Below are 21,649 nucleotides of genomic sequence, written 5' to 3'. Positions count from 1 at the left end.
ATGGCTAGCGAAGACGCGGTGCGCGAGGCACTGGCGACGGTGAACGACCCCGAGATCAACCGACCCATCACCGAGCTGGGGATGGTCAAGTCGGTGGACATCGGCGCGGACGGGGCGGTCGCGGTCACCGTGTACCTGACGGTCTCCGGCTGTCCGATGCGCGAGACGATCACGCAGCGCGTGACGGACGCGGTCTCGGCGGTCGAGGGCGTCACCCGCGTCGACGTCTCGCTGGACGTGATGAGCGACGAGCAGCGCAAGGAGCTGGCGAACGCCCTGCGCGGCGGCCAGGCCGAGCGCGAGGTCCCCTTCGCCAAGCCGGGTTCGCTCACCCGCGTGTACGCGGTGGCCTCCGGCAAGGGCGGCGTCGGCAAGTCGTCGGTGACGGTGAACCTGGCGGCGGCGATGGCGGCGGACGGTCTGAAGGTCGGTGTCGTGGACGCCGACATCTACGGCCACAGCGTGCCGCGGATGCTGGGCGCGGACGGCCGTCCCACCCAGGTCGAGAACATGATCATGCCGCCGTCCGCGAACGGCGTGAAGGTCATCTCCATCGGCATGTTCACGCCCGGCAACGCGCCGGTGGTGTGGCGCGGCCCGATGCTGCACAGGGCGCTCCAGCAGTTCCTCGCGGACGTCTACTGGGGCGACCTCGACGTCCTGCTCCTGGACCTGCCCCCGGGCACCGGCGACATCGCGATCTCGGTCGCCCAGCTGGTCCCGAACGCGGAGATCCTCGTCGTCACCACGCCTCAGCAGGCGGCGGCCGAGGTCGCCGAGCGCGCGGGCTCCATCGCCGTCCAGACCCACCAGAAGATCGTCGGCGTGGTCGAGAACATGTCCGGCCTGCCCTGCCCGCACTGCGGCGAGATGGTCGACGTCTTCGGCACGGGCGGCGGCCAGACGGTCGCCGACGGCCTGACCCGCACGACCGGCGCGACGGTCCCGGTCCTCGGCTCCATCCCGATCGACGTCCGCCTCCGCGAGGGCGGCGACGAGGGCAAGCCGGTGGTCCTGAGCGACCCGGACAGCCCGGCGGGCGCGGCGCTGCGGGGCATCGCGGGCAAGCTCGGCGGTCGGCAGCGGGGTCTTTCGGGACTGTCCCTGGGGATCACGCCGAAGAACAAGTTCTAGAGGACTTCTGTTCTGGAGGACTTCTTACGGCTGTGGGGCGCCACCCGGTGGGGTGGTGCCCCTTCGTCGTCGTCAGGCGTACTCGCCGATGTCCTTGATCATGGCGAAGCCCAGCCCGTAAGCGCTCATACCTCTCCCGTACGCCCCCACGTGCACGCCCTCCGAGGTGGACCCCGCGAGCACCCACCCGAACTCGGACTCCCGGTAGTGGAAGGGCGTCGGCACACCGTCGACGGGCAGGGACAGCGTCGACCACTCCGCGCCGTCCAGGTCGTCGGCCAGCGCCCACGCCGTCTCGGTCTGCTGCTCGAGCCAGTCGTCGCGCAGCGAGTGGTCCATCTGCCCGGGCCAGGTGAACGACAGCAGCCCGACCCCGGCCAGCCAGGCCGCCGAGGAGACGGACGTGGCCTCCAGCAACCCCGTACCGTCGGCGCTCCTGCGGGACGGATTCGCCGCGACCGTCACGACGACCGCGAACTTCTCGCGCGGCTCACCGGTGGAGCCCGCCTCGTTCTTCACCGAGGGCTCGTCGCCGTGTCCGATGGACCCGTGCTCGACGGCCCCGTCGGCCGCCGTCCCGACCTGCATCAGCCAGCGCGGCCCCGTGAAGGCCTCGTCGAGGCCGTACCACGGGAAGGGCGCCTGCAGGTAGCCGTCGACCGTGCGCCGGGCGGAGGGAACCTGTTGTCCACCCTCCGCGGCCGGCGCCTGCGCGACCTGACTCGTCGTCTCCATGTGCCCGGACGCCTCCTCGCTCTCGTCGGACCGGAGCGGCCCGCCCCCCTTCGGGCTGACTCGTCCGGTCCGCACAACAACTCGGCAGCATAGCCACACCACAGAGAGCAACCGGGAAATCGCCCGGCGCGTGGGTCGTGCGGAAGGCGGGTTCAGGCCGCGCGAAGGCGCGTACGAGTATGAAACGCGTCACGTACGACGGTCTCGAAGCCGGTGTCCGTACGGCTCAGGTGGCGTCCGCGTCGAAGGGCGGGCGGTCGTCGTCCTCGGGCTTCTTGGTCATGTCGACGCGGCCGGAGGAGGACGAACCGGAGGACGCGGAGGAGGAGGACGACGACGGGGCGTCGGTGCTGTGCACCGCGTCCGTGACCTCGGCCATCTCCTTCTTCAGGTCGAAGCCGTTGCGGATCTCCTTGAGCCCCAGCTCGTCGTTGTCCAGTTGCTTGCGGATGAACGTCTTGGGGTTCAGGTCCTCGAACTCGAAGTCCTTGAACTCGGGTCCGAGCTCGCTGCGGATGTCCTGCTTGGCGCTCTCCGAGAACTCCCGGATCTTGCGGATCGTCCGCATGACGTCCTGAATGACCTTCGGGAGCTTGTCCGGACCGAAGACGAGCACGGCGAGGACAACGAGCGTGATGAGCTCGAGCGGTCCTATGTCATTGAACACCTGAAGCTCCTTGCGATTCCGGGCCGGATCCACGGTACCCGGCGATCCGGTACGACCGGTACTGTCCCGGCCTCCGCGAGTGCGCGCGGCCGGGCGGTTTTCCGCGATGTTTGCCTTGTGGGACGGGGTACGGGCGGTCGCCTATGAGGTTTCTGTCAATCGCGCTCGGCCTTGCCCAGCCGCCTCAGCTGCCTTCGGAGGAGCCGAGGACCAGCGAGATCGTCAGCTCCTTGCCGCCGCGCCGCACGGTCAGCTCCAGTCGGTCGCCGGGCCGGTGGGCGCGGGTCTTGACGATCAGTTCCTCGCCGGAGTGGACGCGCTGGCCGTCGACCTCGGTGATGATGTCGCCCGCCTTGATGCCGGCCTTGTCGCCGGGACCGCCCGCGTTGACGGCGGGGCCGCCGCCGGTGGCCTTGGTGCCGACGCGGGCGCCGTCGCCGGTGTAGTCCATGTCGAGGGTGACGCCGATGACGGGGTGGGTGGCCTTGCCGGTGTTGATGAGCTCCTCGGCAACGCGCTTGGCCTGGTTGACGGGGATGGCGAAGCCGAGCCCGATGGAACCGGCCTGACCGGTGTCCGACCCGGAACCGTCGTCGGCGGACCGGATGGCGGAGTTGATCCCGATGACGCGGGCGCTGGTGTCGAGCAAAGGCCCGCCGGAGTTGCCGGGATTGATCGGCGCGTCGGTCTGCAAGGCGTCGACGTACGACACATCGCTCCCGTCGGCGCTGTCGCCGCCGGCCGTGATGGGCCGTTCCTTGGCGCTGATGATGCCGGAGGTGACGGTGCCCTCCAGGTCGAAGGGGGCGCCGATGGCGACGACGGGGTCGCCGACCTGGACGTTGTCGGAGTTGCCGAGGGCCATGGGCTTGAGCCCGTGCACGCCGGTCACCTTCACGACGGCGAGGTCGTACCCGGTGTCCCGGCCCACGACGGTGGCCTTGGCGGTGTCCCCGCTGTTGAAGGTCACCGATATCTGCCCGTCGGCCCCGGCGGGCTCGACGACGTGGTTGTTCGTGAGGATGTGCCCCCGGTCGTCGAGCACGAACCCGGTCCCGGTGCCGGACTCCTCGGCCCCGGTCACATGCAGGGTCACGACACTGGGCAGGGCCCGCGCGGCGATCCCGGCCACACTGTCGGGCGCCCGCCCGACGGCCTCTTTCCCGGCCTGCGGAAGCGATACGTCGCCCACCCCGCCGTTCCGCTCCAGATAGGCCCCGATGGCACCACCGACGCCTCCGGAGACGAGCGCCAGAACGACGGCACCGGTGACGAGGGCCTTCCTCACCCGCCGACGGCGCTTGTGTTGGTCGTCGACGGGGGCGCCGTTCTGCTGGAGGGGGGCGGCGGGGACGGGGACCCAGGGGTCGTAGTTCTGCCAGGGGTTGGTGGAGGGCTGGGGGTCGGGGTGAGGGGGCGGCGCGACGTGCTGGGGTGCGGGCGGGGCCGGCAAGGGCGTGCCGTGGGCCGGTGTGGTCGCGGGGTGCTGGACGGGCGGGGCGGGGGCCCAGGGGCCGGGTTCGCCGTACGGCGGGGTGCCGTAGGGGTCGGGAGCGTGCAGGGGCTTGGGCTGCTCGGCGCCGGGGGCGGGAGCAGGAACCGCAGCCGAGGGCGCAACGTCGCCGCCGGCAGCGGGCGAGGCGGGCACCTCGGAGGCAGCGGGCGGGGCAGGCACCTCGGCAGGCCGAGCCAGCTCGAAGTCGCCGTCGGCCCCGGACGCGTCGACACCCTGAGGAGGCCTCAACTCGAAGTCGCCATCGGCGGAAACGCCATCCGGGACAGGGACGGCATCCCGACCAGGACCGGCGTCCGACCCGGGAACGACAGCCGGCCGAGCCAACTCGAAGTCCCCGCCGTCGTCCTCCCGCGTCACCCCGGCCGCCCCCTCGGGACGCGGTCGGTTCCACCAGCGCTTCGTGGGCTTCCCCTCGTTCATGCTCTCCCCACAGCTGGCCGCGGCACGGCACGGCGGCGGCCCCAGTTCGTCGGCTCCGTGCCCCGCGGCCGAGGCCGGTCCCGGCCGTGGGCACGGCTCACCCTGGATTGAACCAGGTTCCCGGGCCGGGGGTCAGCGGGCGGTGTGGGAGGGGGAAGGAGAGGAAGTCGAGTCGGGGACGGGTGCGGCGAGGAGGCCGAGGCCCGTGGCCTCGGAGGCGGTGGACCAGGAGGTCAGGGTGAGCGGCTGAGAGTCGGTGAGCGGACGTATCAGCGGGGACATCACGGCCGCACCGGCCATCACGGGAGCGGCCAGCGTGTGCATGGCCTCCTCCCCGACGGCCGGGCTCGGTACGCCGGGCAGCAGCGGTGCGGACACCTGGGTCGGGGCGGCCGGGGTGTCGCCGAGCGAACGCTGCCCCTGCACCTGCCCGAGCAGCGGGCCGACGCCCCGGCGCCGCTGGCTCTCGGGAGCCGTCGCGGCCCCCGCCCCCGGCGTACGCGCCGGTGTCACATTCGAGCCGCCGGAACCGCCGCGCGCGTCCGCGGCCGTGTCCGTCACCGAACCGGTCGTGACCCCGCCCAGCGCGATCGCGGCCAGCGACACCGCCCCGGCGGCGACGAACGCGAACCGCATCCCACGCGAGGCCGAGCGGTCGGTCTCGTGCCGGCTGACGTCATGGATGCGGAAGCCACGGTCGGAGGCGGGGAGGCTCGGGGTGGGGGCGATGTGCGGCGCGGCGGGGGCGTAGTCGAACTCGAAGCGGTCGGGGCGCTGCTTCAGTCCGAAGACTCCGGTGGTGCCGAACTTCCCGGTGGCGGAGCCGGGGAGTCTTCCCCCGCCGAACGGCGAGCCGCCGTCCGGATCGTCACCTCCTCCGGGGAGCCCCTGGAGCCTGGCCAGGAAGCTCTCGGAGGGCGGCGGGGGCGCCGCCTCCGCGAAGACGTTCTTCAGCTGTCGCTGGGCGTCGGCCTCCGCCTTGCACCGGGCACAGGTGGCCAGGTGGGCGAGGACCCGCTCGCGCGACTCATGACCGAGCTCTCCGTCCACCAGGGCGGAGAGTCGGTCTCCCAGATGCTGCTCGGACAGATGCCGCTCGGCGGGGCCGGGGCCGGGTCGTGATCCACTCACGCGGTCGCGCCCCCTCCCCCCAGAGCGGCCACGCGTGGCACGAAGGACCGGCGCTCGGCCGCGCGGGCCTCCGGCGAACGGTGCGCGAGGGCCTTGCGCAGCTGGGAACGGCCGCGGTGGATCCGGGAGCGGACCGTGCCGAGCTTGACGCCGAGGGTCGCGGCGATCTCCTCGTACGACAGTCCTTCGATGTCGCACAGGACGACCGCGGCGCGGAACTCGGGCGCCAGGGTGTCGAGGGCCTGCTGGACGTCCGCGTCGAAGTGGGCGTCGTTGAAGATCTGCTGCGGGTTGGGCTCGCGGCTGGGCAGGCGCTCGGCCGCGTCGTCCCCGAGGGCGTCGAAGCGGATGCGCTGCTTGCGGCGGACCATGTCGAGGAACAGGTTCGTCGTGATGCGGTGCAGCCAGCCCTCGAAGGTGCCGGGCGTGTAGGTGGACAGGGAGCGGAAGACGCGGACGAAGACCTCCTGGGTGAGGTCCTCGGCGTCGTGCTGGTTACCGGTCAGGCGGTACGCCAGGCGGTAGACCCGGCCGCTGTGGGTGCTGACGATCTCCTCCCAGGTGGGCGGAGTCCATGCCTGCCCGTCCGCGTCGGTGGAGAAAGTCGCGGTCTGGGCCTCGCCCGCGTGGGCGTCGGCGTGGCTGTGGTCAGCAGCGGTGTCGTTCACGGATTTCGGCCTGCCCGCCGATCCGAGGAAGCGCCGCAGCACTCCTCCGCGATCCACAGGCGCAGCCGCACCTCCCCTGTCGGCTCTGGTGGTGTCCAGTGGAGCCCCTACCATAGCCACCTCGCCCGTTAGCTCCGGATAAGCGGTTTTACGAGAATTTGATCTGGGCTGATACCGCTCGGACCCCTGCGTCTGCAGTTGCTCGGGCCGCTGCCCCTCGTCGTGATCCAACTGTGTCCCCCCGGTGTCGTCTCCACCCCTCTAAACGCCCGGTCCCATCTGCGGGTTCCCGGCCCCAACGGATACAGTCACGCCCAGGCAACCACGGGGACAGGAGAGGGTCATTACCGGCAACCGGCAGACGAGCTGGGCGTTCGCCGACGCCTACGTCGCCGAGGACGAAGTCCTGCGCTGGGCCCGTGACCGGGCCCGTGACGCGGGGCTGCGCTCGGTGTCGCCCGGCACGGGCGCCGCGCTGCGGTTGCTGGCGGCCTCGGTGGACGCGAAGGCGGTCGCCGAGATCGGCACCGGCACCGGTGTCTCCGGCATCCATCTGCTGCACGGAATGCGCCCCGACGGGGTCCTCACCACCGTCGACCCGGAGCCGGAGCACCAGCAGTTCGCCCGCCAGGCCTTCCGCGCCTGCGGTTTCGCGAGCAACAGGGCCCGCTTCATCCCCGGGCGCGCCCTGGACGTCCTGCCCCGGCTCGCGGACGCCGGTTACGACCTCGTCTTCTGCGACGGTGACCGGCAGGAGGTCATGGACTATCTCGCTGAATCGTTGCGCCTGCTCCGTCCGGGGGGCCTGGTGGTCTTCGAGGGCGTCTTCGCCAACGGCCGCACGGTCGACTCGGGGCCCCAGCCGACCGAGGTCCTGCGACTGCGGGAGCTGCTGCGCGCGGTGCGCGAGAGCCAGGAGCTGGTGCCGTCGCTGCTGCCGGTGGGCGACGGTCTGCTGTGCGCCGTCAAGCGGTGACGAGGCCCACAAACAGCAACCCCGGCATCACTTGGATGCCGGGGTTGCTGAAAGGGTATGGTCGCTTCCGCGTCAGCCGACGACCTTCTTGAGGGCGTCACCGAGCGCGTCGGCCTCGTCAGGGGTCAGCTCGACGACGAGTCGACCGCCGCCTTCGAGCGGAACGCGCATGACAATGCCCCGCCCCTCCTTGGTCACCTCGAGCGGGCCATCGCCCGTCCGCGGCTTCATGGCCGCCATGCTCGTTCCCCTTCCTGAAACCAGCTCATCGTCAAAGCCGACGGCCCGGGAGGGCACGCGCGGGCCACAGCGTGGGACTGGGACACGCGACACCGGCATCGAACACATTGCTTCCAAGCCATTATCCCGCATCTCAGGACCCGATGACCAACATCAGTCGGCATCGCTTGGGCAACGCGCGCGAGCAAAACCACCCAATTCGGCGATGTGACTGCGATACTGCTCGGCCCCGCGGACTCCCGCCGACCGGAAACCGCCCCGAATTCTTTGACGCAGGTCACACGTCCACTCCGGTCTCTCTCCGCCATGCTGTCCTACGGACAGGGGCGTACCGGCCGGTACGCCCGAGCCGCGACTGCGGAGGGGACACACCATGGCCGACACCGTGCTCTACGAGGTGACCGACGGTCTCGCGACGATCACGCTGAATCGCCCCGAGGCGATGAACGCGCTGAACATCGCGACGAAGGTCGCGCTGCTGGAGGCGGTGCGCTCGGCGGCCGAGGACGACGCCGTACGGGCGGTGCTGCTGACGGCCGCCGGTGACCGGGCGTTCTGCGTCGGGCAGGACCTCAAGGAGCACATCGGGCTGCTCGCGGAGGGTTCGGCGCAGGTCATGAGCACGGTCAAGGAGCACTACAACCCGGTCGTGCGGGCGCTGACGGAGATGCCGAAGCCGGTGGTGGCCGGGGTGAACGGGGTCGCGGCGGGCGCCGGCTTCGGGCTCGCGCTGGCCGCGGACTATCGCGTGGTGGCCGACACCGCCGGGTTCAACACGTCCTTCGCGGGGGTCGCGCTGACGGCGGACTCCGGGATCTCCTGGACCCTGCCGCGGGTGGTGGGGCCCGGGCGCGCCGCCGACCTGCTGCTCTTCCCCCGCACGATCAAGGCGCAGGAGGCCTACGAGCTGGGGATCGTGAACCGTCTCGTGCCCTCCGCGGAGCTGCCCGCGGAGGCGGAGAAGACGGCGCGGGCCCTGGCCGAGGGGCCGACGGTGGCGTACGCGGCGATCAAGGAGTCCCTGGCCTTCGGCTTCTCGCACTCGCTCTCCGAGACGCTGGAGAAGGAGGACGAGCTGCAGGGCCGGGCGGGCGCGTCCGAGGACCACACGATCGCCGTACGGGCGTTCGTGAACAAGGAGACGCCGAAGTACCTGGGCCGGTAGCGGTCAGGCCCGTCTCGCGACACAGGTCGCCAGATGGTCGTCCACCAGCCCGCACGCCTGCATCAGTGCGTACGCCGTCGTCGGGCCGACGAAGCGGAGGCCCTGCTTCTTCAGGGCCTTCGACAGCGCCGTCGACTCCGGTGTGACCGCCGGGACGTCCGCGAGCGTCTTCGGGGCCGGGCCCGGCCCCGGGGCGTGGGACCAGATCAGCTCGTCCAGGGTGCCGGGCGCCCAGTCGGCCAGCACGCGCGCGTTGGCGAGCGTCGCGTCGATCTTGGCGCGGTTGCGGATGATGCCCTCGTCCAACAGGAGGCGGGCGCGGTCCTCGTCGGTGAACGCGGCGACCCTGGCGATCCTGAAGTCGGCGAAGGCCTTACGGAAGCCGGGGCGGCGGCGCAGGATCGTGATCCAGGAGAGCCCGGACTGGAAGGCCTCCAGGCTGAGGCGCTCGAAGAGGGCGTCGTCGCCGTGGACCGGGCGGCCCCACTCCTCGTCGTGGTACGCCACGTAGTCCTCGGTGGACAGGGCCCAGGGACAGCGCAGCGCGCCGTCCACCCCCGCGATCGCGGCGCCGTCGCTCACTGCTGCTCCCCCTGCCCGTGCACCGGCTTCTCCATGGAGACGTGGTGGGCGGCGGCCTGCGCCCCGGCCAGCGCGGACTCCAGGTCGGCGATCCGGGCGTCGCGCTCGGCGAGCTCCGCGGCGAGGCGGTTGAGCGCGTCGTCGACGTCCGCCATGCGGTAGCCGCGGGCGGCGAGCGGGAAGCGCAGGGCGTCCACGTCGGCGCGGCCCACCGGGCGGTCCAGCGGCAGGGGGTCCTGCAGGCGCTCGGGGTCCACCTCGGGCAACGGGCCCTCGCCCTCCCCGCCGCCCACCACGGCCAGTGTCACCGCGGCGACCACGACGGCGAGGGCGACGACCAGGAACAGGAACATAACCATCGCTGCGGTCCCCAAGCTCGATGTCAGGAAGCTGAATGTGTCAGGGTCCGATCGTGCCATGCGAGTCCGACAGTTAGGGTCGCAGGCGGCACAAAGGCCACCGACACCCAGGTCGTACTAGCGGAGGTCACAGGGGATGCTCAGGCTGGGCAGGCGTGAATTCGCGGCGCACGAGCCGGTGATCATGGCGATCGTGAACCGGACCCCGGACTCCTTCTACGACCAGGGGGCCACCTTCCGCGACGAGCCCGCCCTCGCGCGCGTGGAGCAGGCGGTGGCCGAGGGTGCCGCCATCATCGACGTCGGCGGGGTGAAGGCCGGCCCCGGCGAGGAGGTCACCGCCGAGGAGGAGGCGCGGCGGACCGTCGGCTTCGTGGCGGAGGTGCGGCGGCGCTTCCCGGACGTGATCATCAGCGTCGACACCTGGCGGGCGGACGTCGGCGAGGCCGTGTGCGAGGCCGGCGCCGATCTGCTGAACGACGCCTGGGGCGGGGTCGACCCCCGGCTGGCGGAGGTCGCCGCGCGGTACCGGGTGGGCCTGGTGTGCACGCACGCGGGCGGCGCGGAGCCCCGGACGCGGCCGCACCGGGTGACGTACGACGATGTCGTGGCCGACATCCTGCGGGTCACCCTGGGACTCGCGGAGCGGGCGGCGGAGCTGGGCGTGGCGCGGGAGTCGATCCTCATCGACCCCGGGCACGACTTCGGCAAGAACACGCGGCACAGCCTGGAGGCGACGCGGCGGCTCGGCGAGATGGTCGAGACGGGGTGGCCGGTGCTGGTCTCGCTCTCCAACAAGGACTTCGTCGGCGAGACGCTCGACAAGCCCGTGAAGGAACGGGTGGTCGGGACGCTCGCGACCACCGCCGTGTCGGCCTGGCTCGGTGCGCAGGTCTACCGCGTGCACGAGGTCGCGGAGACCCGGCAGGTGCTGGAGATGGTCGCGTCGATCGCGGGCCACCGGCCCCCGGCGGTCGCCCGCCGAGGGCTCGCGTAGGCGGCCCGCGCTAGCGCGCGGCCTCCTTCGACACCAGGGCGACCGCCTCGTCCACGTCGTCCGTGACGTGGAACAGGAGCAGGTCCTTCTCCGAGGCCTTGCCCTGGGCGATCAGCGTGTTCTTCAGCCAGTCGACCAGGCCGCCCCAGTACTCGCTGCCGAACAGGACGATCGGGAACCGGGTGACCTTCTGGGTCTGGACGAGGGTGAGCGCCTCGAAGAGCTCGTCGAGGGTGCCGAGGCCGCCGGGCAGGACCACGAAGCCCTGCGCGTACTTGACGAACATCATCTTCCGCACGAAGAAGTAGCGGAAGTTGAGGCCGATGTCGACGTAGGGGTTGAGGCCCTGCTCGAAGGGCAGCTCGATGCCCAGGCCGACCGAGACGCCCTTCGCCTCGACGGCACCCTTGTTGGCCGCCTCCATGGCGCCGGGGCCGCCGCCGGTGATGACCGCCCAGCCGGCTTCCACCAGCGCGCGTCCGAGCCGTACGCCCGCCTCGTACTCCGGGGAGTCCGCCTTGGTGCGGGCCGAGCCGAAGACGCTGATCGCGGGCGGGAGTTCGGCCAGCGTGCCGAAGCCCTCGATGAACTCCGACTGGATGCGCAGGACGCGCCAGGGGTCGGTGTGCACCCAGTCCGACGGGCCGCCCGCGTCCAGCAGCCGCTGGTCGGTGGTGCTCGACGTCACCTGACCCCGCCTCCGGAGGACGGGTCCCAGGCGCTGTTCCTCCGGTGGCTGCTTCTTGCCCTCGGGGTTCCCGGTAGCCATGTGCGCTCCCTCCGCTTGCAGGTGTTCCTGCTTCAGCGTAGATCTACGCGGGTTACGGACGGGGGACGTCAGCGTGTCAGCCACTTCCGCAGGCGCTCCTCGCCCGCCAGGATCTTTCCGGTTTCGACCCGTTCGTCCCTCTTGTGCGCCAAGTGTGGATTTCCGGGGCCGTAGTTGACCGCGGGGATGCCCAGGGCCGAGAAGCGGGAGACGTCGGTCCAGCCGTACTTGGGCATCGGGGTGCCGCCGACCGCCTCGATGAAGGCCGCCGCGGCCGGGTGGGAGAGGCCGGGCAGCGCGCCGCCGCTGTGGTCGTCGATCACGAACTCCTCGACCCCGCAGTCCGCGAAGACCTCGCGGACGTGCGCGATCGCCTCCTCCTCGGTGCGGTCGGGTGCGTACCGGAAGTTGACCGTGACCACGCACTCGTCGGGGATGACGTTGCCCGCCACCCCGCCCGAGATCCGCACGGCGTTCAGGCCCTCGCGGTACTCCAGGCCGTCGATGACCGGGTACCGGGGTTCGTACGAGGCGAGGCGGGCCAGGATCGGGGCGGCCGCGTGGATCGCGTTCGAGCCCATCCAGGAGCGCGCCGAGTGCGCCCGCTCGCCCTTGGTCTTCAGCAGCACCCTCAGCGTGCCCTGGCAGCCGCCCTCGACCTCGCCGTCGGACGGCTCCAGCAGCACCGCGAAGTCGGCCTCCAGCCACTCCGGGTGGGCCGCGGCGACGTGCCTCAGGCCGTTGCGCTCGGCCTCGACCTCTTCGTTGTCGTAGAAGATGAAGGTCAGGTCCCGGTTGGGCGCGGGGACCGTGGCCGCGATGCGCAGCTGGACCGCCACCCCGGACTTCATGTCGCAGGTGCCGCAGCCCCACAGCACGCCGTCCTCGTCCAGCCGGGAGGGGACGTTGTCCGCGATCGGCACGGTGTCGATGTGGCCGGCCAGGACGACCCGCTCGGACCGGCCCAGGTTCGTCCGGGCGATCACGTTGTTGCCGTACCGCTCGACCGTCAGGTGCGGCAGGGCGCGCAGGGCGGTCTCGATCGCGTCGGCGAGGGGCTTCTCGGTGCCGCTCTCCGAGGGGAAGTCGACGAGCTGGGCGGTGAGCTCGGCGGCGTTCAGGGTGAGGTCAAGCGGGGTGTCGGCCATGCCGTCGACCCTAACGCGCCAGGGCCTTCATCAGTTGTCCACACCCGTAGCAGGGGCCACAGCGCGCTCCGCTACCTTGTACGGCGTGCCCGAGCCGTCATCCACCCTCAAGCGCCGCGGCCGCCTCTTCCGGATCGGGGCGGCCTTCGTTGTCCTGCTCGCCCTCGCGGGCTACCTCGTGGTCCAGTACGTCACCGGGGGCAACGGCCCGGGCTGCAAGGTGGTCTCGGGCACGGGGGACGGCAAGGCGTACGAGTTCACGCCGGAGCAGGCGGTGAACGCGGCGACGATCGCCGCCGTCGGCACCGGGCGCGGGATGCCCGAGCGGGCCGTGACGATCGCCCTGGCGACCTCGCTCCAGGAGTCGGGGCTGCGCAACATCCAGCACGGCGACCGGGATTCGCTCGGCCTGTTCCAGCAGCGGCCCTCGCAGGGCTGGGGCACCGAGAAGCAGATCCTGGACCCGACGTACGCGGCCGGTGTCTTCTACGAGCATCTGGCCAAGGTGGACGACTACCTGAAGCTCCCGCTCACCGTCGCCGCGCAGCGCGTGCAGCGCAGCGGCTATCCGGAGGCCTACGCCAAGCACGAGCCGGACGCCGCGCTGCTCGCCGCCGCGCTCACCGGGGACTCCCCCGCCACGCTGACCTGCCAGGGCCGGCCGGACGCGACGACGATCCAGGCGGCGGGGCCGGACGCCGTACGGGCCGCGCTGGTACGGGACTTCGGGCGCGACGTGCTGCAGTCGGCCGGCGCGGAGGTGAGCAGCCGCAAGGCCGCCTCCTCGTCGCCGTCGCCGACCGAGAGCACGACGGCCGGCGGGCGGACCGTCACGCTGCCCGTCGCCGCCGACCGCAGCCCCGCCAAGGGGCGCACCGTCCGCCAGCGCGGCTGGCAGCTTGCGCACTGGGCCGTGGCCAACGCCACCGCCCTGCACATCGAGCGGGTCTCCTACGGCGGGCGCGAGTGGATCGCCGGGAACACCGACAGCCAGTGGCGCACGGCGCTTTCGCAGGCGAGCTCGGTCCGAATCGTCACCGGGCAGTAGTACGGGGCTTCACCCGTCCGGGTCAGCGCGGTGGCGTCGGCGCCGCTGTGTGCGCAGGTTTTCGCGCCGTCACCCCCGTATCCGCCGAAACCCTTGAGAACAAAGGGCTGCGAGGATTCGGCACACTTTCGGATCGGGCACAGTTTGCCCGTTTTTATCCGCAGCCGATTATGCGACGCATTGCCAACTCTTTACGTTTCGCCGCCGCAACCTTCGCGGGGGTTCGAGCGGTAGTCACTGCGTCCGAGCCCGGACGATCAACATCCGTTCGACCAACAGGAGCATCATGTCCCTCCCTCTGACCCGTCGGATCGCCCGTGCCGCGCTGCTCGTCGCAGCGGGAGCGGCCGCCGGGGTCGGTGCGGCCGGCTCCGCGAGCGCGGCCCCCCAGCTTCCCGCCACCCCGAACCTCGGCGGCCTGACCGCCCTGGACGGGGCGAACGTCGGCAACACCGTCGACGGCGCGGCCCAGAACGTCACGGGCCTCGCGGGCAGCACCGGCGGCAAGACGGTCGGGAAGGCGGTGCCGGCCGCGGGCAAGACCGGCGGCAAGGCCGTGAAGAAGGCGACGCCGGCGGCGCAGCGCGCGGCGGGGGAAGCGGCGGGGTCCGCCGGGGGGATCGTCGGTGACACGGCTCAGACCGCGACGAAGGGTGGGCTGCCGACGGATTCGCTCACCAAGGGTGGGCTGCCGGCCGCGCCCTCGCTGCCGGTGAAGGGGCTGCCGCTCGGCTGACGCCTTGGTGGCGCCGCTGCGGTGAAGAAGGGGCCCGGGGTTGTCTCCTGGGTCCCTTCTCGTTGTGCGTCGGGTGCGGGGCGGTGGGGGCTGGGCGCGCAGTTCCCCGCGCCCCTTAGGGCGCGGCCCTCAGGTGAGTCGTTCAGTTGCCGCTTGGATGCGCTCGTCCGTTGCCGTCAGGGCTACTCGTACGAACTTCTCGCCCGCCTCGCCGTAGAAGTCGCCCGGCGCCACCAGGATGCCCAGGTCGGCGAGGTGCGCCACTGTCTGCCAGCAGGACTCGTCCCTTGTCGCCCACAGGTACAGGCTTGCCTCGCTGTGTTCGATGCGGAAGCCGTGGGTCAGCAGGGCCTCGCGGAGGGCTGTGCGGCGGGCGGCGTAGCGGGCGCGTTGTTCCTGGACGTGGATGTCGTCGCCCAGGGCCGCCACCACCGCCGCCTGTGTCGGGGCCGACGTCATCATGCCGCCGTGCTTGCGGATCTCCAGGAGGGGGGCCAGGACCGTCGGGTCGCCCGCCAGGAAGGCGGCGCGGTAGCCGGCGAGGTTGGAGCGCTTGGAGAGGGAGTGGACCGAGACGATGCCCTCGTACGAGCCGCCGTTCACGTCGGGATGGAGGACCGAGACCGGGTCGGCCTCCCAGCCCAGTTCGAGGTAGCACTCGTCGGAGAAGACCAGCACGCCGTGCTCGCGGGCCCAGGCGACGATACGGGTGAGCTCGGCCTTCGAGAGGACCCTGCCCGTCGGATTGGACGGGGAGTTGAGCCAGAGGAGCTTCAGGCCCGTCGGGTCCAGCTCCGTCGGGTCGTCGTAGACCTCGTACTCCGCGCGGGCCAGCCGGGCGCCCACCTCGTACGTCGGGTACGCCAGACGCGGGTACGCCACCCTGTCGCCGGGGCCGAGGCCCAGCTGGGTCGGGAGCCAGGCGACGAGTTCCTTGGAGCCGACGATCGGCAGGACGTGCCGGTGGGTGACCTCGCGGGCGCCCAGACGGCGCTCCAGCCAGCCGGTGATCGCGTCGCGCAGCGCCGGCGTGCCCCAGACCGTCGGGTAGCCCGGGGAGTCCGCCGCGTCGATCAGGGCCTTCTGGACCAGGTCGGGGACCGGGTCGACCGGGGTGCCGACGGAGAGGTCGACGATGCCGTCCGGGTGCGCGGCGGCCGTCTTCTTGTACGGCTCCAGCTTGTCCCAGGGGAAGGTGGGCAAGCGGTCGGAGACTGCGGACACGGGCTGATGCTCACTTTCGGGTCGTACGGCAAACGCCTCGGTCCCGTACGGCGATCAGGGCTGATCGGGCCGTACGGGACCGAGGCGGCACGAGGATGCGGGCCGCTTACGCGCTTACGCCTGGGGCGGCAGCGCGGCGATGAAGGGGTGGTCCCGCTCGATCAGACCCAGCTTGCTTGCGCCGCCCGGGGAGCCGAGCTCGTCGAAGAACTCGACGTTCGCCTTGTAGTAGTCCTTCCACTCCTCCGGGGTGTCGTCCTCGTAGAAGATGGCCTCCACCGGGCAGACCGGCTCACAGGCCCCACAGTCGACGCATTCGTCCGGGTGGATGTACAAGGACCGGGAGCCCTCGTAGATGCAGTCGACCGGGCACTCCTCGATGCACGCCTTGTCCTTGACGTCGACACAAGGCTGCGCGATGACGTAGGTCACGCTGTCGTTCCTCCTCGATAGGGCGCTGGCGGGCCTGTCGTAGGCTCCGCCGCCTGGCGCGCGGGAGCGCGGCGTCGTCGATGCCCGCCCCTAGTATCTCCGTTCTTGGGCATGATCCGAACAGGAGGGGTGGACAGACCTGTGGAAATCTCGGCCGGCGGACGACTCGAGGTCCGTATCACCGCTGCTGACGTGGGTAAACGAGTCTCCGTACGGCGCAGATGCGAACCCGGGGTCACGGAAGAGAAGTTCACCGACACGGTGGGTGTTCTCACATCCTGGAACAACGGTGTGCTGCTGATCACACGGAAGAGCGGCGAGAGCGTCCGCATCCCGGAATCCTCGCTGGTCGCGGGGAAGGTGGTGCCCGCCGCGCCGGCCCGCCGCCGGGGCCCCGCCGCCTCGTACGAGGAACTCGCGCGTGTCGCCTCGCGCGCGTGGCGGCCGGTGGAGAGCGAGCGGCTGGGTGGCTGGGAGCTGCGGGCGGCCGCCGGCTTCACACGGCGCGCCAATTCCGTGCTTCCGCTGGGCGACCCGGGCATACCGCTCGACGAGGCGCTGGATGTCGTACGACGGTGGTACGGCGACCGTGGTCTGCCCGCGTACATCCAGACCGCGACCGGCGCCGAGGGCACGCAGGAGCTGTTGTGCGCGGAGCTGGAGCGGCGCGGGTGGGTGCGTGAGGTGACGGCCGAGCTGTGGGTCGGCGCGCTGGCGCCGGTCGCGGACCGGGTGGCGGCGGAGGAGGTCGTGCTGTCCCGGGAGGCCGACGAGGCGTGGCTGTCGCGGTATCAGCGCAAGGGGGTGAGCGAGGTGGCGTTGCAGGTGCTGGGGAGCGGGCCGTCGGTGTGGTTCGCGACCGTGCCCGGGGCGGACTCGCCCGCCGCGATCGGGCGGTGTGTCGTGGACGGGCGCTGGGCGTCCTTCGCGGCCGTGGAGGTGGATCCGGCGCTGCGGCGGCGGGGGCTGGCCACCACGGTGATGGCCGCGCTGGCCGGGCGGGCCCTGGAGGAGGGCGCCTCGGCGGCGTGGCTGCAGGTCGAGGAGGAGAACGCGGGGGCGCGGGCCCTGTACGCCGGGATGGGCTTCGGCGCGCACCACGCGTACCACCACTACCGGGAACCGGCGGCTCCCGGCGGCGGCCGGTAACGGATCGCCGTGGAAGGGCACGACCCAGCTATGCGTCCCCCGAATCCCCCGTCCCCCGAGCGCTCCGCGGAACTGCGCCGACGGTTCGCCGAGGAGGCGCGCTGCGAGCGGCCCGACCTGTCCCTGCTCTGTCTGCTGCTGGGCGCGGAGGCGGACGGCGGGCTGGACGAGACGGGCATCGACGCGGCCCAGATGGAGCTGGACCGGCTGGCGGGCCAGGTCCCCTTCCGCCCCGGCGGCCCGATGTCCTGGGCGACGGCCCTGCACCACGTCCTGGGCACCCGGGAGGGCTTCCGCGGCTCCCCCGTCGACTACCAGCGCCTGGAGTCGTCCCTGCTGCACGAGGTGCTGCGCCGGCGCCGCGGGCTGCCGATCCTGCTGTCGGTGGTGTGGATGGAGGTCGCGCGCCGGGCGGGGGCTCCGGTGTACGGCGTCGCCCTCCCCGGGCACTTCGTGGTCGGCTTCGGCCCGCAGGAGCAGCAGGTGCTCGCCGATCCCTTCGACGGCGGGCGGGTGCTCAGCGGAGGCGACGCGGAACTCCTGGTCGCCGGGGCGACGGGGTCGCCGCTGCACCCGTCGATGCTGACGCCGGCGGACCCCCTGGACGTCGTCCTGCGGATCCTCAACAACATCCGCGCGTGGGCCGCGGCCCGGCCGGAGCGGTCGGATGTCGGTCTGTGGGCGGTGGAACTGTCGCTGCTCCTCCCGTCCCACCCGGCGCGACTGCGATACGAACGCGCCCAACTCCTGGTCCAGCGCGGCGACTTCCTCACCGGAGCCGCGGAACTCGACGCGTACGCCGAGGTGGTGGCGGCGGTGGACGAACCGGCGGCGGAACGGGTACGCAGGCAGGCGGACTCGGCTCGGGCGATGCTCAACTGAGTCCGCCGTGGCGGGTTCTGTGGCTGGGCGAGTGCGAGTACGTCGTGGCTTGTCGCGCAGTTCCCCGCGCCCCTTTAGGGCGCTACAGCCAGCCTTTTTCTCGGGCGATCCGTACTGCCTCAGCCCGATTCCGCACCGCCAGTTTCTGGATCGCCGTGGAGAGGTAGTTGCGGACCGTGCCCTGGGAGAGGTGGAGGGCTGTTGCCAGTTCGGCGTTGGTGGAGCCGTCGGCCGCTGCGCGCAGGACCTCTCGTTCGCGGTCGGTCAGGGGGTTGGCGCCCTCCGCCAGGGCCGCTGCCGCGAGGGTGGGGTCGATGACGCGTTCGCCCGCCAGTACCTTCCGTACCGCTTGCGCCAGTTGGGCCGCCGGGGCGTCCTTGACCAGGAAGGCGTCGGCGCCCGCTTCCATCGCGCTGCGGAGGTAGCCGGGGCGGCCGAAGGTGGTGAGGACGACCAGCTTCACCGCCGGGAGGGCCTTGTGGACCTGGGCCGCCGCCTCGATGCCCGTGCAGCCCGGCATCTCGATGTCGAGGAGGGCCACGTCCACGGCGTGCTCGCGGGCCGCGGCCAACACCTCGTCGCCGCGCGCGACTTGGGCGACGACCTCGATGTCGTCCTCCAGGCCGAGCAGCGCGGCCAGCGCCTCGCGGACCATGGACTGGTCCTCGGCGAGCAGCACCTTGATCGTAGGGCTCATGCCCCGGATCCTACGGTGGCCGACGCGTCCACCGGGACGCGGGCGACCAGGCGGAAGCCGTGCTTGAGGCGGCCCGCGTCCAGCGCTCCGCCCGCCTTCTCCAGACGCTCGGTCAGGCCCGTCAGACCGTTGCCGGGGCCCTTGCCGGAGCCGCCCGAGCCGTTGTCCTCGACGGTGAGTTCCAGGACCCGTCCGTCGAGGGTCTGGCGGGTGAGCAGTTCGACCGTGCAGCGGCTGGCCCCGCTGTGCCGTACGACGTTGGTGACCGCCTCGCGCAGCGCCCAGGCCAGGGCGGCCTCGCTCTCGTCCGGGACGCCCGTGAGGTCGGGCTCCACGGGCACCTCGGCGACGACCTGGGCCGCCGTCAACGCGACCTGCGCGCCCGCGAGTTCGGCGGACAGGCGGGGGCGCCGGTAGCCGGTGACGGCCTCGCGGACGTCGACCAGGGCCTGGCGGCTGACCTGTTCGATGTCGGCGACCTGCTGGGCCGCCTTGTCGGGGTGGTCGGGGAGCATCCGGCCCGCGAGTTCGCTCTTGAGCGTGATCAGGGAGAGGGAGTGGCCGAGCAGGTCGTGCAGATCGCGGGCGAGCCGCAACCGCTCCTCGTTCGCGGCCAGTTGGGCCACCGTCGCCCGCGCCTTGCGCAACTCGACCGTCGTACGCACCAGTTGCTTGACGCCCGTCATCGCGAAGCCGAGGAGCACCACGATCAGCAGCAGGCTCCAGTCGAAGCCGCCCACACGCAGGCCCACCAGGAGCATCGCGAGGGCGTTCGCCCCGATCGCCCAGTACGCCGTCCGCAGCGGCAGGGTCGCGCCGCAGGTGACGGAGACGTACACGAACAGGCCGACCCACGCGTTGCCGAGGGTGAGGCACAGGACGACGGCGAGCGTGCCGAGCAGGACGACCAGGGCGAGGACGGCCCGGTCCGGGAGGGCCCGGCCCATGTTCCGGAACACCAGCGTCAGATAGACGCCGGTGAAGGTCACCAGGGCCACCCAGCCGAGCACGACGGCGATGGTCGCGTGATGGCCGCTGGTCAGGTCGCGCACCGGCGAACCCAGGAAGATCAGCCACGGCAGGATCCAGACCACCTTGCGCATCGCCTCGCTCATGGTGCGGGGCGCCTGGCCGACCCGGATCGCGTTCTCGGGCCGCACGTCCTCGGGCAGCGTGTCGTCCGTCATCGTGCTCACGCCTTCAGCGTGTCCTTCCGGTACAGCCAGGCCGCGCCGCCCGCGAAGAGCAGGAAGAAGGCGACGAGGATGGCGATGTCCTGGGCGTGGGGGGCCTGGCTCTGCTCGATGGCCCATCCGAGGGCAGCGTACGCGTGCGTGGGCAGCCACTTGGCGATGTCCTGCAGCCAGGACGGGAAGGACGAGGACGGCATCCACAGACCGCCGAGGATCGACAGGCCGAAGTAGACGATCATCGTGATCGGGCGGACCGCGTCCCCGGAGGCGAGGTAGCCGATGGCGACGCCGAGCGCGGCGAAGACGAAGCTGCCCGCCCAGATCGCGCCGGTGAGGGCGACCCACTGCCAGGCGTCCAGCCGTACGTCCTTCACGGCGGCGGCGACCAGGAAGACGACCACGATGGACGGCAGGCTCACCACGGCCGCGCTGGCCGTCTTGGCGAGGACGTAACCGCGCCCGGGCAGCGTCGTCAGCCGCAGCTGCCGTACCCAGCCGCCCTCCCGCTCCTTCGCGATGCGCTCGCTGTTGCCCATCAGGACGGCGGTCAGGGCGCCGAAGGAGGCCATGGAGACCATGACGTACTTCGCGACGCTCAGGCCGGAGCCGTCGACATTGCCCGTCTGGTTGGAGACGAGCAGGAAGATCACCGACGGGTAGATCACCGAGAAGAACAGGAACTTGCGATTCCGCAGGGCGCGGGTGAGTTCCAGCTTGATGAGACTGTTCATGACTGCCTGGCCTCCTCGGCGGCGGTGATGGCGACGAAGGCCTGCTCCAGACCGAGGCCGGCGACTTCGAGGTTGCGGGGGTAGAGGCCGAGGCCGTAGAGGGCGTGCACGGTCGCGTCGGCGTCGGTGGACTGGATGCGGATGGTCTGGCCGGAAATGTCGACGGAGGTGAGGAAGGGGAGCGCCCGGAGCGGGCCCTCGTCGATCTCACCCTCCAGGTCGAAGGAGACGCGACGCGCGCCCGCCTTCGCCTTGATCTCGGCCGCCGTGCCGTCCGCGAGCAGCCGCCCCCGGTGGAGCACCAGCACCCGGTCGGCGATCGCGTCCGCCTCCTCCAGGTAGTGCGTGGCGAACAGAACCGTCCGCCCCTGCTCGGCCTGCTCGCGCATGGTGGCCCAGAAGGCCTGGCGGGCGGAGACGTCCATGCCGGTGGTCGGCTCGTCCAGGACGATCAGGTCGCTGTCGCCGGCCGTGGCGAGCGCGAAGCGGACGCGCTGGGCCTGGCCGCCGGAGAGCTTGTTGACCTTGCGGTCGGCGATCTGGGTGAGGCTCGCGCGGGCCAGCACGTCAGCGGCCTTGTACGGCTTCGGGTGCAGATCGCAGGCGAGCTTGACCAGCTCGGCGACGGTGACCTCGTCCATCAGGCCGCCGCTCTGCAGCATGGCGCCGACCCGGCCGTTCACGATGGCCTCGCGGGGGCTGGTGCCGAAGACGCGGACCGTGCCGCTGTCGGCGTTGCGCAGGCCGAGGAGCAGGTCGAGGGTGGTCGACTTGCCGGCGCCGTTGGGGCCCAGCAGCGCCACGGTCTCCCCCGGGTGCAGGGCGAGCGACAGCCCGTCCACGGCCCGTACGCTCCCATAGGTCTTGCTCACCTGGTCGAAGCCGACCACCGGGGTGGTGGCTGTCGCTGTCGTCGTCATGTGATCCATCGTGGCCGCGACGGCCGTACGGACGGCAGTGTCGGCGGTCCTGAGTGGCGGATGACAGATGTCATACGACGACCAGGGGGCACCCGGCGCGTGCCGGGTGCCCCCTGGTGAGGTCGGGCTC

Annotated in this window: 24 protein-coding genes; 8 read left to right on the top strand and 16 right to left on the bottom strand. The window is 71.6% G+C overall.

The genetic code is table 11. The features are described 5' to 3' along the window. Complete coding sequence (locus ABZ848_RS42810; RefSeq protein ID WP_360840865.1) at nt 1-1,134, top strand: Mrp/NBP35 family ATP-binding protein; 1,134 nt, start codon at nt 1-3, stop codon at nt 1,132-1,134. Nucleotides 1,135-1,206: 72 nt separating this feature from the next. On the opposite strand, the gene ABZ848_RS42805 is transcribed toward ABZ848_RS42810, so the two are convergent. The 5 genes from ABZ848_RS42805 to sigE all read right to left on the bottom strand — a co-directional run bounded on the left by ABZ848_RS42805 (nt 1,207) and on the right by sigE (nt 6,313). Then, nucleotides 1,207-1,869 carry a hypothetical protein gene (locus ABZ848_RS42805; RefSeq protein WP_360840864.1) on the bottom strand — a complete coding sequence of 221 codons (663 nt, stop codon included), beginning with the start codon at nt 1,867-1,869 and terminating at the stop codon, nt 1,207-1,209. Nucleotides 1,870-2,095: 226 nt separating this feature from the next. Then, a complete protein-coding gene (locus tag ABZ848_RS42800; RefSeq protein ID WP_242766121.1) occupies nt 2,096-2,536 on the bottom strand; it encodes a sec-independent translocase in 441 nt (146 codons plus the stop codon). A gap of 184 nt (nt 2,537-2,720) precedes the next feature. After that, entirely contained in the window at nt 2,721-4,472 is a 1,752-nt protein-coding gene (locus tag ABZ848_RS42795) for a trypsin-like peptidase domain-containing protein (protein WP_360840862.1), read from the bottom strand. A 132-nt stretch (nt 4,473-4,604) separates the two neighbouring features. Beyond that, nucleotides 4,605-5,603, bottom strand: a complete 999-nt coding sequence (locus ABZ848_RS42790; protein ID WP_360840861.1) for an anti-sigma factor — start codon at nt 5,601-5,603, stop codon at nt 4,605-4,607. Continuing rightward, complete coding sequence (sigE, locus tag ABZ848_RS42785) at nt 5,600-6,313, bottom strand: RNA polymerase sigma factor SigE (RefSeq protein WP_360840896.1); 714 nt, start codon at nt 6,311-6,313, stop codon at nt 5,600-5,602. The genes ABZ848_RS42790 and sigE overlap by 4 nt, the downstream gene beginning before the upstream one ends. Before the next feature lie 235 nt (nt 6,314-6,548). On the opposite strand from sigE, the gene ABZ848_RS42780 reads away from it, so the two are divergent. Next, nucleotides 6,549-7,247, top strand: coding sequence for an O-methyltransferase (locus ABZ848_RS42780; protein WP_360840894.1), 699 nt, complete (start codon nt 6,549-6,551; stop codon nt 7,245-7,247). A gap of 72 nt (nt 7,248-7,319) precedes the next feature. On the opposite strand, the gene ABZ848_RS42775 is transcribed toward ABZ848_RS42780, so the two are convergent. Continuing rightward, nucleotides 7,320-7,487: a DUF3117 domain-containing protein gene (locus tag ABZ848_RS42775; RefSeq protein WP_003966491.1), complete on the bottom strand. Its 168-nt coding sequence runs from the start codon at nt 7,485-7,487 to the stop codon at nt 7,320-7,322. Between the two features lie 373 nt (nt 7,488-7,860). Here ABZ848_RS42775 and ABZ848_RS42770 point away from each other — a divergent pair, with 373 nt between their 5' ends. Next, a complete protein-coding gene (locus ABZ848_RS42770) occupies nt 7,861-8,652 on the top strand; it encodes an enoyl-CoA hydratase-related protein (protein WP_360840860.1) in 792 nt (263 codons plus the stop codon). A 3-nt stretch (nt 8,653-8,655) separates the two neighbouring features. On the opposite strand, the gene ABZ848_RS42765 is transcribed toward ABZ848_RS42770, so the two are convergent. Further along, nucleotides 8,656-9,234 (bottom strand): DNA-3-methyladenine glycosylase I, encoded by a 579-nt coding sequence (locus tag ABZ848_RS42765; RefSeq protein ID WP_360840859.1) that lies wholly within the window; start codon nt 9,232-9,234, stop codon nt 8,656-8,658. Next, on the bottom strand, nt 9,231-9,593 hold the full coding sequence (locus ABZ848_RS42760; RefSeq protein WP_242766117.1) for a DivIVA domain-containing protein: 363 nt from the start codon (nt 9,591-9,593) through the stop codon (nt 9,231-9,233). The genes ABZ848_RS42765 and ABZ848_RS42760 overlap by 4 nt, the downstream gene beginning before the upstream one ends. Before the next feature lie 136 nt (nt 9,594-9,729). On the opposite strand from ABZ848_RS42760, the gene folP reads away from it, so the two are divergent. Further along, nucleotides 9,730-10,590 (top strand): dihydropteroate synthase, encoded by an 861-nt coding sequence (gene folP, locus ABZ848_RS42755; RefSeq protein ID WP_360840858.1) that lies wholly within the window; start codon nt 9,730-9,732, stop codon nt 10,588-10,590. 10 nt (nt 10,591-10,600) lie between these two features. On the opposite strand, the gene ABZ848_RS42750 is transcribed toward folP, so the two are convergent. Together ABZ848_RS42750 and dapE are read right to left on the bottom strand one after the other, a co-directional pair. Further along, on the bottom strand, nt 10,601-11,359 hold the full coding sequence (locus ABZ848_RS42750) for a TIGR00730 family Rossman fold protein (protein WP_360840857.1): 759 nt from the start codon (nt 11,357-11,359) through the stop codon (nt 10,601-10,603). A gap of 68 nt (nt 11,360-11,427) precedes the next feature. Further along, nucleotides 11,428-12,507, bottom strand: a complete 1,080-nt coding sequence (gene dapE, locus ABZ848_RS42745; RefSeq protein ID WP_360840855.1) for a succinyl-diaminopimelate desuccinylase — start codon at nt 12,505-12,507, stop codon at nt 11,428-11,430. 85 nt (nt 12,508-12,592) lie between these two features. On the opposite strand from dapE, the gene ABZ848_RS42740 reads away from it, so the two are divergent. Both ABZ848_RS42740 and ABZ848_RS42735 read left to right on the top strand, forming a co-directional pair. After that, nucleotides 12,593-13,555 (top strand): heavy metal transporter, encoded by a 963-nt coding sequence (locus ABZ848_RS42740; protein ID WP_360840853.1) that lies wholly within the window; start codon nt 12,593-12,595, stop codon nt 13,553-13,555. A 286-nt stretch (nt 13,556-13,841) separates the two neighbouring features. Then, nucleotides 13,842-14,291 (top strand): ATP-binding protein, encoded by a 450-nt coding sequence (locus ABZ848_RS42735; protein WP_360840852.1) that lies wholly within the window; start codon nt 13,842-13,844, stop codon nt 14,289-14,291. A 129-nt stretch (nt 14,292-14,420) separates the two neighbouring features. On the opposite strand, the gene ABZ848_RS42730 is transcribed toward ABZ848_RS42735, so the two are convergent. Both ABZ848_RS42730 and fdxA read right to left on the bottom strand, forming a co-directional pair. Next, nucleotides 14,421-15,515 (bottom strand): bifunctional succinyldiaminopimelate transaminase/glutamate-prephenate aminotransferase, encoded by a 1,095-nt coding sequence (locus tag ABZ848_RS42730; protein ID WP_360840851.1) that lies wholly within the window; start codon nt 15,513-15,515, stop codon nt 14,421-14,423. Nucleotides 15,516-15,629: 114 nt separating this feature from the next. Continuing rightward, nucleotides 15,630-15,947, bottom strand: a complete 318-nt coding sequence (gene fdxA / locus ABZ848_RS42725) for a ferredoxin (protein WP_010047804.1) — start codon at nt 15,945-15,947, stop codon at nt 15,630-15,632. 141 nt (nt 15,948-16,088) lie between these two features. Between fdxA and ABZ848_RS42720 the strand changes: the two genes are divergently transcribed. Together ABZ848_RS42720 and ABZ848_RS42715 are read left to right on the top strand one after the other, a co-directional pair. After that, on the top strand, nt 16,089-17,096 hold the full coding sequence (locus ABZ848_RS42720) for a GNAT family N-acetyltransferase (RefSeq protein ID WP_360840892.1): 1,008 nt from the start codon (nt 16,089-16,091) through the stop codon (nt 17,094-17,096). 30 nt (nt 17,097-17,126) lie between these two features. Beyond that, nucleotides 17,127-17,978 (top strand): transglutaminase-like domain-containing protein, encoded by an 852-nt coding sequence (locus ABZ848_RS42715; RefSeq protein WP_360840850.1) that lies wholly within the window; start codon nt 17,127-17,129, stop codon nt 17,976-17,978. A gap of 82 nt (nt 17,979-18,060) precedes the next feature. Here ABZ848_RS42715 and ABZ848_RS42710 read toward each other — a convergent pair whose 3' ends face one another. Genes ABZ848_RS42710 through ABZ848_RS42695 form a run of 4 tightly spaced genes read right to left on the bottom strand, consistent with a single transcriptional unit; the run spans nt 18,061 to nt 21,519 of the window. Beyond that, the gene (locus ABZ848_RS42710) at nt 18,061-18,675 is read right to left on the bottom strand and encodes a response regulator transcription factor (RefSeq protein ID WP_360840848.1); all 615 of its coding nucleotides are present in this window, start codon (nt 18,673-18,675) and stop codon (nt 18,061-18,063) included. Next, nucleotides 18,672-19,862 (bottom strand): histidine kinase, encoded by a 1,191-nt coding sequence (locus tag ABZ848_RS42705; RefSeq protein ID WP_360840891.1) that lies wholly within the window; start codon nt 19,860-19,862, stop codon nt 18,672-18,674. Before ABZ848_RS42705 ends, ABZ848_RS42710 begins: the two co-directional genes overlap by 4 nt. A 5-nt stretch (nt 19,863-19,867) precedes the next feature. Then, nucleotides 19,868-20,599 carry an ABC transporter permease gene (locus ABZ848_RS42700; RefSeq protein WP_360840846.1) on the bottom strand — a complete coding sequence of 244 codons (732 nt, stop codon included), beginning with the start codon at nt 20,597-20,599 and terminating at the stop codon, nt 19,868-19,870. After that, nucleotides 20,596-21,519 carry an ABC transporter ATP-binding protein gene (locus ABZ848_RS42695; protein ID WP_360840844.1) on the bottom strand — a complete coding sequence of 308 codons (924 nt, stop codon included), beginning with the start codon at nt 21,517-21,519 and terminating at the stop codon, nt 20,596-20,598. The genes ABZ848_RS42700 and ABZ848_RS42695 overlap by 4 nt, the downstream gene beginning before the upstream one ends. Nucleotides 21,520-21,649 lie beyond the last annotated feature (130 nt).

This window comes from Streptomyces sp. NPDC047081, from assembly GCF_040643775.1.
Lineage (GTDB): Bacteria > Actinomycetota > Actinomycetes > Streptomycetales > Streptomycetaceae > Streptomyces.
Note: the sequence above shows the minus strand (reverse complement) of the source record. Positions and strands in the feature narration are given on the sequence as shown.